Source organism: Actinokineospora sp. UV203, from assembly GCF_056323665.1.
In genome coordinates, this window is the sequence record NZ_CM150484.1 from 571687 (window position 1) to 584490 (window position 12804).

The 12804-nt window shown below is 69.4% G+C and carries 10 protein-coding genes; 2 read left to right on the top strand and 8 right to left on the bottom strand.

The window, feature by feature from the left end; all coding sequences use genetic code 11:
* Positions 1-117: 117 nt before the first annotated feature.
* The 7 genes from ACUZ2Y_RS02620 to ACUZ2Y_RS02650 all read right to left on the bottom strand — a co-directional run bounded on the left by ACUZ2Y_RS02620 (position 118) and on the right by ACUZ2Y_RS02650 (position 9402).
* On the bottom strand, positions 118-1311 hold the full coding sequence (locus tag ACUZ2Y_RS02620; protein ID WP_476326497.1) for a trypsin-like serine protease: 1194 nt from the start codon (positions 1309-1311) through the stop codon (positions 118-120).
* A gap of 247 nt (positions 1312-1558) precedes the next feature.
* Positions 1559-3178, bottom strand: coding sequence for a glycosyl hydrolase family 18 protein (locus tag ACUZ2Y_RS02625; RefSeq protein ID WP_476326498.1), 1620 nt, complete (start codon positions 3176-3178; stop codon positions 1559-1561).
* A 116-nt stretch (positions 3179-3294) separates the two neighbouring features.
* Positions 3295-4770 carry a glycoside hydrolase family 3 N-terminal domain-containing protein gene (locus ACUZ2Y_RS02630; protein ID WP_476326500.1) on the bottom strand — a complete coding sequence of 492 codons (1476 nt, stop codon included), beginning with the start codon at positions 4768-4770 and terminating at the stop codon, positions 3295-3297.
* Positions 4770-5597, bottom strand: a complete 828-nt coding sequence (locus ACUZ2Y_RS02635; RefSeq protein WP_476326501.1) for a carbohydrate ABC transporter permease — start codon at positions 5595-5597, stop codon at positions 4770-4772. The genes ACUZ2Y_RS02630 and ACUZ2Y_RS02635 overlap by 1 nt, the downstream gene beginning before the upstream one ends.
* Entirely contained in the window at positions 5598-6563 is a 966-nt protein-coding gene (locus tag ACUZ2Y_RS02640) for a carbohydrate ABC transporter permease (RefSeq protein ID WP_476326503.1), read from the bottom strand. It abuts the gene before it with no gap.
* A gap of 7 nt (positions 6564-6570) precedes the next feature.
* A complete protein-coding gene (locus ACUZ2Y_RS02645; protein ID WP_476326505.1) occupies positions 6571-7857 on the bottom strand; it encodes an extracellular solute-binding protein in 1287 nt (428 codons plus the stop codon).
* A gap of 264 nt (positions 7858-8121) precedes the next feature.
* Positions 8122-9402 (bottom strand): type III PLP-dependent enzyme domain-containing protein, encoded by a 1281-nt coding sequence (locus ACUZ2Y_RS02650; RefSeq protein WP_476326507.1) that lies wholly within the window; start codon positions 9400-9402, stop codon positions 8122-8124.
* A gap of 143 nt (positions 9403-9545) precedes the next feature.
* Between ACUZ2Y_RS02650 and ACUZ2Y_RS02655 the strand changes: the two genes are divergently transcribed.
* Together ACUZ2Y_RS02655 and ACUZ2Y_RS02660 are read left to right on the top strand one after the other, a co-directional pair.
* Positions 9546-10469, top strand: coding sequence for a sporulation protein (locus ACUZ2Y_RS02655; RefSeq protein WP_476326508.1), 924 nt, complete (start codon positions 9546-9548; stop codon positions 10467-10469).
* A gap of 13 nt (positions 10470-10482) precedes the next feature.
* A complete protein-coding gene (locus ACUZ2Y_RS02660) occupies positions 10483-10869 on the top strand; it encodes a TIGR03618 family F420-dependent PPOX class oxidoreductase (protein WP_476326510.1) in 387 nt (128 codons plus the stop codon).
* Here the strand turns inward: ACUZ2Y_RS02660 and ACUZ2Y_RS02665 are convergent.
* Positions 10862-12712 (bottom strand): DNA/RNA non-specific endonuclease, encoded by a 1851-nt coding sequence (locus tag ACUZ2Y_RS02665; protein ID WP_476326512.1) that lies wholly within the window; start codon positions 12710-12712, stop codon positions 10862-10864. The genes ACUZ2Y_RS02660 and ACUZ2Y_RS02665 overlap by 8 nt on opposite strands.
* Between the last annotated feature and the right edge of the window lie 92 nt (positions 12713-12804).

Sequence of the window (12804 nt, forward strand, 5' to 3'; positions counted from 1 at the left end):
CGCTTCGACCGGGCACACCGAAGGGGACCGTGGCGAAACTCCGCCACGGTCCCCACGGAACCGCACATCAGCCGCTAGGTGACCGACCCCAGAATTCTGGGGAGGAGGAACAGCGGACTAGAAGGTGAGCTTCCAGCTGTCGATGTAGCCGACGTCCTGCGAGGCGACGTCCTGAACCTTGAGCGTCCAAGTTCCGTTCGCGACCTCGGTCGACGCGTTCACCGTGTAGGTGGTGATCACGTTGTCGGCGGAGTCGTTGCTCGACGAGTTCTTCATCCGGTACGTGGAGCCATCCGGGGCCACCAGGTCGATCACCAGGTCACCGCGCCAGGTGTGCTTGATGTCCACGCCCACCTGCAGGGCGGCGGGCGCGTTGCCGGTCACGCCGGAGACCGCGATCGAGCTGGTCACCGCGGCGCCGTTGTCGGCGATGTTGACGTTGTTGGCGTTCTCGAAGACCTTGCCGGTGGGCGGGGGCGTGGTGCCGCCACCGAGCTCCTTGGCCTTCGCGTCGATCGCCGACGCGAACGAGCTGACCTCGGTGTAGACGCCGGGGGCGTTCGGCCGCGCGCAGCCTTCGCCGTGGCTGACGACGCCGACCTGGATCCACGCGTTGTTGTCGTCGCGACGGAACATCGGGCCACCGGAGTCACCCTGGCAGGTGTCGGTGCCACCCTGCGGGTACCCCGCGCAGATCTCGGCGTTGAAGATCAGGTCCGAGTAGTACGAGCTCGAGTTCTTGCAGGTGGTGTCGTCCACGAACGGCACCTGAGCCTTGAGCAGGTACCGCGAGGCGTTGCCGCCCTCCGAGGTGTCACCCCACCCGGCGATGGTGAACGTGCCGGTGTCGTAGGCCTTCGTCCTGGCGATCGGCAGCACCGCCGCACCCGTGATCGGGCTCGACAGCTTCAGCAGCGCCCAGTCACCGCCCGCGGACGTGCCATAGCCGGGGTTCTTGTAGAGATACGAGGACGTCCGCTTCGTCGCGGTGCTGTCCTGCAGGTCGGTCACCCCGTAGGTGACGGTGGTGCTGGTGGTGTTCCCGGTCGGGGTGGAGGGGAAACAGTGGGCCGCGGTGAGCACGAGCTGCTCGGAGTACATGGCGCCGCCGCAGCCCATGGACAGCCGGACCATCCAGGGGAACTCGCCCTTCGCGGCCTGGGTGCCGCCGACGACCATCGGGCTGACGTCGCCCGGCTGGGTGGGCGGCGGCGCCGCGGCGGCCTGGCCGACGGCGGTGGCGAGCACGGCGACGGCGCCTGCTGCCAGGACACCAGCCTTTCCGAGCACGCCGAAGAGAGCACTTCTCACGATGTATCCTTCCCGCGGCCGGTCCAAGGGGGACAGCCGGCCGACGAGTCGTCGATGCAGGGTTCACCGATCGTGCCTAGCCGAACACCTTGGTGGCAACCCGTTGGCAGGCCGGAAAAGTTACGTGATATTCCCACCTTTTCCCCACTTGTTTCAGCGACGACCGCCGAGAGACCCTGAAACGGACGAACGGCTGCCCCGGGGAACCCGAGGCAGCCGCCCATTCCGACTCGTCCCAGTCGGAAGATCACCCACGCAGCGCGGTGATCAATTCACCGTTTGTCGTGTCACCGGAGAGCTCCCAGAAGAACATCCCGCCGAGCCCCTGCTGGCCGGCGTAGCTCTTCTTGCCCGCGATGGTCGCGGGAGTGTCGTAGCTCCACCACTGCGAACCGCAGTGCGCGTACGCCGTGCCCGCGATCGTGCCATTGGCCGGGCACTTCGTCTTCAGGACCTTGTAGTCCTCGATGCCCGCCTCGTACGTTCCCGGAGCGGCGCCGGTCGCCGTCCCACCGGGGGCGGACTGGGTGACCCCGGTCCAGCCGCGGCCGTAGAAGCCGATGCCCAGCAACAGCTTCGACGCCGGGACGCCCTTCGCCTTGAGCTTCTGGATCGCCGCGTCGGAGTTGAAGCCCTGCTGCGGGATCCCGTTGTACGACGTCAGCGGAGAGTGCGGCGCGGTCGGCCCCTGAGCCGCCCACGCGCCGAAGAAGTCGTACGTCATCGGCATGTACCAGTCCACGTACTGCGCCGCGCCGCCGTAGTCGGCGGCGTCGATCTTGCCGCCGGACGAGCCGTCCGCGGTGATCGCCGCGGTCAGCAGGTTCGAGGAGCCGAACCGGCCGCGCAGAGCGCTCATCAGGTTCTTGAACGACGCCGGACCGCTGGTGTCACAGGTCAGACCACAGGCGTTCGGGTATTCCCAGTCGATGTCGATGCCGTCGAACACGTCGGCCCAGCGCGGGTCCTCGACCAGCTTGTAGCAGGACTCCGCGAACGCCGCCGGGTTCTGCGCGGCCTGGCCGAAGCCGCCGGACCAGGTCCAACCGCCGAACGACCAGATGACCTTGATGTGCGGGTACGCCTTCTTCAGCTTGCGCAGCTGGTTGAAGCTGCCGCGCAGCGGCTGGTCCCACGTGTCCGCCACACCGTCGACGCTGTCGGCGGCGGTGTACGCCTTGTCATAGTCGGCGTAGCTGTCGCCGATCGTGCACTGTCCATTCTGGACATTGCCGAACGCGTAGTTGATGTGCGTCAGCTTCGAGGCCGACCCGCTTGTGACGATGTTCTTCACGTGGTAGTTGCGCCCGTAGACGCCCCACTGCGCGAAGTAGCCGATCACCTTGGAACCGGGCGGCGGGGGAGGCGTCGTCGGGCCCGTGGTGGTAGTCGGGTTGGTCGTCGTGGTCGGGTTTGTGGTCGTGGGGTTGGTCGTGGTTGTCGGGTTGGTGGTGCTGGTCGGCGGAGTGCCGCCACCGCAGGACACACCGTTGAGCGTGCAACCCGACGGCGACCCAGGGCCCGCCGCGACGAAGCCGAAGGACGCGGTGCCACCCGGGGCGATGGAACCGTTCCACGACAGGTTCTTGAACGTGTACCGGTTCCCGGACTGGCTGCGAGTGGCGTCCCAAGACGACGAGATCGTCGTGCCCGCAGGCAGGTCGAACGCCACCGTCCAGCTGGTGAGCGTCGATGAACCGCCGTTGCGGATCGTGTACTTGGCCTCCCATCCGCTTCCCCAGTCGGAGGTCTTCACGAACTCCGCCGTCGGTGTCGCGGCGCCGCTGGCGGGGGCGGCGACGAGTGCCACCGTCACGGTCGCCGCCGCTACTAAGGCCGCGGTGAGATGCCATCGGAATTTGGACATAGTTCACCTCAATCGAGAGCAGGGATGTGAACGAACCGGCCAAACCTGATGGGCGCGCGGGCTCAGGCACTGCCGGCGACCACTCCGCGATGCGGGTGCGGAGGGACGTGGGGGGACTACCGCGAGGCGGCAGCCGGGGGTCTCAGCCGTCCGTCGCGGAAGGCGAGGAGTTCGGCCGCGGCCCGCAGGCTCGACCACGAACCGCTGTGCGTGTCGATCCGGGCGGCGGCGCCGAGACCGGGACCGGGGACCCCGGTCTCGACGTGCACCACGATCGCCGACGCCTCGACCAGCCGGCGCACCAGATCGCGCGCGACGGGGTGCCGGTGCGCGTCGCGGGTGCTCACGATGACCACTTTGGACGCCAGATCGGCCCGGTCGGCCAGATCGGACGGTGCGACGGGCACCGCGCCGGGCAGTAGTTCGGCCAGGTGCGGTGCCAGGCCCCACGCGACGGGTCCGGCCGCGATGGTCGGCGCCACCTCGACGTCGACCACCAGGGGAGCAGCTCCCAGATCGGGGATCTCGGTGGCGCGCAAAGCTTTGCGCGCCACCTCCAGGCCCAGGTCGAGCTGGTCGCGGACTCCGGTGATGGCCGCGGCCGGGGCGCCGAGTGCCCGGGTGCGGGCCGCCGCCTCGGCGAGCCGCTCCTCGGTCAGGACCCCGTCGCGGACCGCCTGGACGATCCGCTCGACCAGCGCGGTGACGGCCTCGGCGTCGGCGGTGTCGCCGCCGACGCACAGCGCGTCCGCTCCCGCGGCGAGCGCGCGGACCGCGGCCTCACGCAGACCGGCCGCGTCGCCCAGGGTGCCCGCGACCGCGCCCATCTCGATGGCGTCGGTGACGACCGTCCCGGTGAACCCGAGTTCGCCGCGCAGCACCTTGCCGATGGCGATCTCGTTGGTGGTGGCCGGTTCCGGTCCCCACGCGGGCACCACGAGGTGCCCGGACATGATCGCCCGGACCCCCGCGTCGATCGCGGCGCGGAACGGGACCAGCTCGGTGATGGCCAATTCCTCGGGGGTGCGCGGCAGCACGGGCAGGGTCAGGTGGGAGTCGGCGGTCGCCGCGCCGTGGCCGGGGAAGTGCTTGGCGCAAGCCGCGACTCCCGAACGCTGCATGCCACGCACGGTCGCGGCCACGTGCGCGGCGGCCGTCGACGGGTCCGAGCCGAACGCCCGGACACCGATGATGGGATCGTCCTGGGTGAGCGAGAGATCCGCGCAGGGCGCCAGGTTCAGCGTCACCCCGCACCGGGCGAGCCGGGCGCCGAGCGCCAGGCCGACCTCCGCGGTGAGGTTGAGGTCCCCGGCGGCGGCCAGGGCCAACCCGCCGGGGAGCTTGCTGCCGGCGGCGGCGTCGAGCCGGGTGACGTCGCCGCCCTCCTCGTCGATGCCGATCACGACGTCGTCGCGTTCGGCCCGCAGCGCCGCGCTGAGCGTCGCGACCTGGTCGTCGTCGACGACGTTGCGGCCGAAGAAGACGACGCCCCCGAGGCCGTCGGCGATGCGGCCGCGCAACCAGTCCGGTGCGGTCGTGCCCGCGAACCCGGGCAGCAGCACGGCGTGCGCCAGCTTGTGCAGGGTGTCCATCAGCCCTTCACCGCCCCGGCGGTCGTGCCCGCGACGAGCTTGCGCTGCACCAGCATGAAGAACACCAGCGCGGGCAGCGCGTAGATCACCGACGCGGCCATGATGCCACCCCAGTCGGTGCCGAACGCGGTCCGGAACGACGAGAGCCACACCGGAAGCGTTTGCTTGGACTGGTCGCGCATGAACACCAGGGCGTAGAGGAATTCGTTCCACGCGGTGACGAACCCGAACACCGATGTGGCCACCAGGCCGGGGCCGAGCAGCGGCAGGGTGATCCGCCGGAACACGCCCCAGCGCCCGCATCCGTCGACCATCGCGGCCTCCTCCAGCTCGATCGGGATTCCCTTGACGAACCCGCGCAGCGTCCAGATGGTGAACGGCAGCGTGAAAGCCATGTACACCAGCAGAAGCGACGGAAGCGTGTCGAGCAGGTTCGCGTCGCGCATGATCAGGTACATCGGCACGAACAGCGCCTCAAGTGGCGCGAGTTGGGCGACGAGAACGAGCAGCACGAACCCCCGGCGGCCGCTGAACCGCATGCGGGCCAACGGAACCGCCGCCAGGAGACCGGCGACCAGCGCGCACGCGACCGCGCCCAGGGTGACGATCAGGCTGTTGGTCAGGAAGGTCGTGAAGCCCGGCTTGGTGATCGCCGTGGTGAAGTTGTCCACAGTGGCCGAGAGCGGGACCAGGTCGTAGTCGGTGGAGAGGATGTCGCCGGGCTTCTTGAGCGCGGTGGTGAGCATCCAGTAGGTGGGGAAGAAGAACAGCAGCGCGACGAAGAGTCCGGCCGCGGAGAGCGCCATGCGCTGGGATCGCGTCTTCATCTACAGCTCCGTCTCCTGTGATCGCACCAGCAGGCGCATGTACCGCCAGGTCACGCCGACCAGGATCAGCAGCATCAGCACCGCCACCGCGGACGCGACGCCGAAGTGGCTGCCGGAGATGCCCTTGAGGTAGAGCAGGACCGGCAGCGTCGTGCTCTCCCCGTCGGGGCCGCCCTGTTTGAGGGCCCAGATCTGGGTGAACACCTTGAAGTCCCAGAGAACCGAGAGGAACGTGACCATCGTCAGCAGCGGGCGCAGGGCCGGCCAGCTGACCGCGCGGAACGCCTGAAACGGTGTGGCGCCGTCGATGCTCGCCGCCTCATAGAGGTCCTTCGAGGCGCCGAGCAGTCCCGCGTAGAGGGTGAACGCGACGAATGGCACGGCCTGCCACAGGATCAGCAGCCCGATGACACTGAGCGTGCTGACCCCGCTGGTGAACCAGGAGTAGCCGGCGAAACTGTCGAAACCCAACGCCACCAACGTCTTGTTCAAGATCCCGTACTGCTGGTCGAACATCCACTGGAACACCGTGGTGGTCGCGATGATCGGCGTCGCCCACGCCAGCACCAAGGCGACCTGCAGGGCGATGCGGACCGGTGCGCCGAGGTGTCGCATGAGGACCGCGATGCCGAGCCCGATCCCGACCGTCGCGAGGACGCACGCCCCGGTGAACAGCACCGTGCGCAGTCCGATGATCCAGAACTCGGGGTCGGACAACACCTCCCGGTAGTTGTCGAAGCCGACCCACACGATCTCGCCGCGGATCAGCTCGCCGAGGTCGAGCCTGCGGAAGCTGATCCCGAGGACCTGCAGGGCGGGCCAGCCCAGCAGGGCCACGAGGATGACCACCGCCGGAGCCAGCATCAGGTAGGGCGCGGCCCGCTGCGCGGTGAAGCGGCGCTGGGGCCTTGCGGCCCGCGGGGGTGCCTCCGCGGGCCGCAAGGGGTTCACAGTGGGAGCGGTCATCGGACGATCAGCCCGCGAACGCCTTGTTGAGAGCGGCATTGGCGTCGGCCGTCGCCGCGTCGATCGACTTCGCTCCGGTGAGGAACGCGGTCAGCATGTCCTTGAGCGGGTTCTGACCGGCCTCGATGGTGGCCCAGCCCGGGGTGGCGGGCACGGCGCGACCGTTGCGGGACGCCTTGGCCATGGCCGCGGTCACCGGGTCCGAGTCGAGCGCGGCGACGTCGGTGGACGTGCCGGGGATCATCCCGGCGCCGGCGAACTGGGACTGGTACTTCGCGCTGGTCATCAGCTTGAGGTAGTCCTTGGCCAGGTCCTGGTCCTGGCTCTTGGCCGGGATGGCCAGGTTCGAGCCACCCTGGAACACCGGCGCGGTGGTGCCGGACTTCTTCGAGGGGATCGGGAACGCCGAGGACTTGGCGGTCAGGTCCGGGTTGCCCTTGGCCGCGGTGGCGAGCTCCCACGGCAGCGCGATCATCATCGCGACCTTGCCCTGGCCGTAGATCCCGGCCTGCTCGGGCGTCTGCTCGTCGGTGTCCTTGGGCGCCTTGGTGCCCGAGGCCTCCTGCAGCTGCTTGTAGAACTCCAGGCCCGCCTTGGCCTCCGGGGTGTCGAGGCTCGCGGTGAACTTGGTGCCGTCACGCTTGGCGATGTCGCCGCCCTCGTCGTAGATGAACGACAGCAGGGTGTACCAGTTCTGTCCGGGCAGGTAGAGCGCCTGGAACTCCGGGTCGGAGCCGAACTTGGCGCGCAGCTTGGTGATCGCGTCGAGCCACTCCTGCCGCGACGCGGGCGGCGCGGTGATGCCCGCCTGCTCGAACATGTCCTTGCGGTAGAGGACCAGGCGGTTCGCCGCGTAGAACGGCACGGCGTACTGCTTGCCGTCCCACGAGCCGGAGTCCTTGAGGCTGGTGAGCCACTGGTCCTTGTTGAAATCGGAGGCTTCCGCGGTGAGGTCCACGAGCGCGCCCGCCTTGGCGAACTTCGGTGCCTGGGTGTTGCCGATCTCGATGATGTCGGGCGCGTCATTGCCCGCTAACGCCGTGGTCAGCTTGTCCTGGATCCCGTTCCACTGCTGGACCTCGAACTTGACCGTGACGTCCTTGTGGGACTCCTGGAACTCCTTGTGCAGCGCGTCGGTCAGCTTGTCCGGTGCTGAACCGTTCATCAGCCACACGGTCAGCGTGCGGGGACCGGCAGGCGGGGCCGCCTGGTCCGTACCCCCCGAACCCGCACACCCGGATAGTGCGAGCATCACTGTTGCTGCTCCTGCGACCGACTTTGACCACGTTCTCACGACAACCGCCTTCCGAGCGCCGCCCCAGGGACGCGGGGCGGCGGTAGTGCTGAGTGGTTTAGACCATTGCGGTAAAGGGTGGTCCTGCTCACAAGGGTGTGTCAAGACATTCATGTCACGAAATGACTGGGTTTCGCCCCACGATGCGGCCCCACGGGCGCCCGCGCCAGGGCTGCGGGCATACCGACTTTCCATCTCGCGGGGGGCTGGATCGGCAGGCTGGGGCCAGAAGGCTGGGTCAGAAGGCTGGGTCAGAAGGCTGGGTCAAAAGAAGGTGCGGACGAACTCGGTGACCGTGCGGCCGTCCGCGGCGGTCACCGGCAGCAGGCTCCACTTGTCGAACGTCGTGCACGGATGCGACAGGCCGAGGCCCACCCAGTCGCCGACGTCGACGGCCATGTCGGCTCCGGCGTCGGCCCTGAGAAAGGCGTGTTGGTCGTTGAGCGCTGTCACCTTGCAGCCGGTCAGCGCGGTCACTCCCGTGGGTGTGCGCAGGAGCCGGGGCACGGGCAGGCCCAAGTCGTAGGGCAGGTCCCGTTTGCCCGCGGCGAGCAGCGCCAGGCCGGGTTCGGGCCGGGAGACGACCTGCGCCCACGCGCGCAGCGCCGAGCGCAGCGGGGGACCGGGCACTCGGGGGTGCTCGCCCAGCGGGGAGATGTCCCGGTAGAAGCCGTCGTCATGGGTCAGATAGGTGCCGCAGCGCAGCACGGGCAGCACCGGGACCGGCCACGGCGCGCTCAGCGCGTCGGCGACCAGGTCGAAGAACGCGCTGCCACCGGCGGTGACGATCACCTGCTCGGTCTCGAACGACAGCTCGCGCACCGTCGCCCGCAGCCGGTCGAGGTACGCGGCGACGGCGTCCAGCCCGGCTGGGCTCGCGTCGGCCGACGCCGGGGCCTCGTATCCGCCGACCCCGACCAGCCGCAGCGCCGGGCTGGCCACGATGGCCGCGGCGACCGCGCGGGCCGTGGCGAGATCGCGCGCCCCGGTGCGCCCGCCGGGGACACCGACCTCCACCAGCACGTCGACCGGGCGGACGCCAGTCCAGGCCTCGGTCATCAGCTCCACCCCGCGCACCGAGTCGACCCAGCAGGTGAACTCGAAGTCGGGGTCGGCGTCCAGTTCGGCGGCCAGCCACCGCAGCCCAGCCGGGTCGAGGAACTCGTTGGCCAGGACGACCCGGCTGACCCCGAACGCGCGGTACACCCGCAGCTGCCCGGCCGTGGCCGCGGTGATCGCCCACGCGCCGTGGTCGAGTTGGCGGGCGAACAACGAGGGCGCCATGGTCGTCTTGCCGTGTGGGGCGAGCAGCAGCCCGCGCTCGGCGGTCCACGCCGCCATGGTGGCCAGGTTGTGCTCGATCGAGGGACCGTCGAGCGCCACGACCGGCCCGACGAAGTCGAACAGGTCGGGACGCCGCCTGCCCGCCTCGGCGACGGTGATCCCGAACAGCGCGTCCGGCACCGACTTGAACCGCCAGTCGAGTCGCTCCTCGCCCAGGCGGTCGACGGTCGCCCGATCGAGTCGGGCGGGCGATGCGATCATGGGGCTCTCCGCTCACTCAGTGTTCGGCGTACCGCAGGGAACCGTTCCCCCGCTGGTGCGTCAAGGATGGCGAGACTCGGGAACGCGCGCCCGGCGCGACCCGTTTGACGGTGACGGCCCGCTCTTAAGGAGAGAACTGCCTGATGGTGTTCAAGAAGATGCTGCGCGCGCTCGGCGTCGGCGGCCCGACGGTCGACACGGTGTTGACGGAGTCCCGCGTGTACCCCGGCGGCGAGATCGTCGGCGAGGTGCGGATGACCGGTGGCGACGCGCCCAGCGACATCGACTACATCGCGCTGTCGCTGGTCACCAGGGTCGAGCGCAGCGAGGGCGGCGCGGCCGTCGTCGAGTTCGACCGCAACGTCGTGTCCGGCCGGTTCCCGCTGGCCGCGGGCCAGAGCACCGTGGTCCCCTTTCGGATGCCGGTCCCGTGGGAAGCGCCGGTCACCGAGGTCTTCGGCCACCAGCTGCACGGCATGGGGCTGGGCCTGCGCACCGAGCTGGCCGTCGCCAAGGCCGTCGACAAGGGCGACCTCGACGCCCTGCACATCGTGCCGCTGCCGTCGCAGGCCGCGGTCCTGGAGGCGTTCGCCCGGCTCGGCTTCCAGTTCCGCTCCGCGGACCTCGAGCACGGCCGCATCCACGGTGTCGACCAGCGGCTGCCGTTCTTCCAGGAGATCGAGTTCCACCCGCCGCGCGAGCTGGCGCGTGGCATCAGCCAGGTCGAGCTGACCTTCGTCGCCGACCCGGCGGGCATGGCCGTGGTCCTCGAAGCCGACCGCAGGCCCGGCATGTTCTCCTCCGGCGGCGACGCGTTCGGTCGCTTCCATGTCGCCCATAACGAGGCCGAGCGCACCGACTGGACCGCGCTGATCTCCCAGTGGCTCTCCGAGGTCTCGTCCCGGCGCCCCTCCCACGGTTTCCACGGCGGCGGTCATCACGGCGGTCACCGCGGCGGAGGCGGCATGGGCATGGTTGGCGGCTTGGCCGCGGGCGTCGTCGGCGGAATGGTCCTCGGCGAGGTCTTCGAAGAGGCCGGTGAGTCGTTCTTCGGTGACGAAGGCTGATTAGGCTTGGCGGGTGCCACCGGTATCCGATGAGTTCGAGACGTTCTGGCGGGAACGCCATCTCTGCACGCTGACCACGGTCCGCCCCGACGGCACCCCACACGTGGTGCCGGTCGGGGCGACCATGGACTTCGAGCGCGGTGTCGCGCGGGTGATCACCTCCGGTGACTCCGCGAAGGTGCGGCACATCCTCAAGGCGGGCAGCGCGCCCGCCGCCCTGTGCCAAGTGGACGGCCGCCGCTGGTCCACTGTGGAGGGGCGGGCGGTCGTCGTCCAGGACGCCGCCGCCGTCGCCGACGCGGAGAACCGTTACGCGCAGCGCTACAAGACCCCGCGGGTCAACCCGCGCCGGGTCGTCATCGAGATCGCCGTCTCCAGGATCTTGGGGACGGTCAAGTAATCCACACGATGTCCGCGAGGCTCGACAGCGGCGCGGGCGGGCCTGCGGCCTCGGGCCGCACCGGCACGGTGTCCGCGGCGCGGACGGCGTCGGGCAGTCGCACGTTGGTGCGGGCCTCGAGCTCGGCCACCGACACCTGGAACACGCGGAACTCGTCCAGGTCCAGGGTTTCGAGCTGGTCGAGGTTCTGGGTCAGCAGGAACGCGCTCGCCCGCAGCGTTGCGCCCTCGACGAAGGCGATGACCTTCCAGAACTCCCGGGGAATGGCCACCCCGCGAAAGACCCGGTCGTCGGCGCCGAACACCGGCCCGCCGAAGATGCTGACCTTCAAGTCGTCGACGTCGACATCGGCGAAGACCGCGTCCTCCAACCGTCCCCACAGGCCATTTCGCGCGCTCTGATTGAAGTCGTCCATCTGCGGGGTGATGTTCGTGAAGAAGAACGAGTCGCGATTGGCCTGACGCGCTTCGTCCAGTGAGCCCCAGAGAAGATCGGCCCGGCGGGCGAGATGTCCCCGATCGAGCCGATTGTCCCGATACAGCTCGTCTCCGGCCTGAACTCCGGCAGGCAAGCGAGGATCTTTCACAAATGGAATTCCGGTGCGACTGATCTTCTTGAGTCCGCCGCCATCGACATTCCACGCCACCCAGTAGGCGAATTGCCGATTCCGGCTCATGGTGAGCGAGAAATGCGTGTAGTCGACCCGGGTCGTCCCGTCCACGGCGACCGCGTCGTCGCGCACCGCCGGGTCCAGGTCCGGCACCGCCAGCGGCACACTCAGGAACCCCGGGTCGAAGCCCCCGACCGCGACCCCGGCCTCGGGTCGGACGAGCGTGACGCCGAGCTTCTCGAAAATCGAGCGGGGCAGGCAGGCCAGCGCGTGCTCGTCCGGGTCGCCGCCGCCCTCGCCCGCGAAGTGCAGCCCGGCCAGCACCTTGCCCGGCCGCCCGTTCGCCGCCTTGAAGACCCAGGCCGCCCCGGAGTCGCCGCCGCTGCTGATCTCGCCGTCGAGGGGCTTCTTCGCCGTGTCCACGCCGATCTCGAAGCAGCCGACTTCGATGATCCCCTTGGCACCGCCGTAGTTGATTTTCGCGATCGTGTCGATCCGCCGCACGACGCCGTGGGTGACACCGGTCGTGCGCCCGCCCTTGACCACCTTGTCGCCCAGCTCGGGCTCGCCGAGTTCGTCGACCACGACGTCGAGGTCGAGCTGGGACGCGTCGATCCCACGTCCCTCGATCGCGGCGATGGCGCCGTCGCCCGCGATCCCCAGGTACGAGCGCAGCAGCGGCCCCAGGTGGTTCTGGGCGGTGCGGTTGTCGTCGTGGGTTCCCGGCTGCACGACGACGTCGCCGAGCGCGCCGCTGTTGCCGTGCAGCACGTGCCAGTTGCTCAGCACGCAGGGCTTGCCGGTCTCCACGTCGTAGACGATCGCGCCGATCGTGCCGCAGGTGATGCTCGGGTGGCCGACGCTGACCCCCGGCCGGACCGGGTCGACCCGAACCTTGCGCGCGTTCGGATCGGACTCGGCGACCACCCGGAACTCGGCCTTGTAGACCCGTTCCAGCACGTCGGTGGGCACCTCGACACCGTTGACGATGATCGACGGCGGCAGCATCGTGGTTCCGAGTGCCTCGAGCTGTTCGGGCTCGGCCTTGGCCGCGACGGTGAACTGGATCGAGACCTCTTTGGTCTGCCTGCGGCCGCGGATCTTGTAGCCGACGCCGATCGAGGAGACGTTCGGGTCTTTGAGATAGTCCGATCCGCGGGCTCGGATGAACGCGCGCAGGGCGGCGAAAAGGGGGTCGGCAGGCTCGCTGCCGCCGGTCTTCTTGGCGCCCATGGGGAGTCCTTCGTCACGCCGGTAACCGGCTCTCGGATGGGTGATCAGACCATCCCCCTGATTGGTGGCGCTGGGCAAGGGCCTGTTGTCAC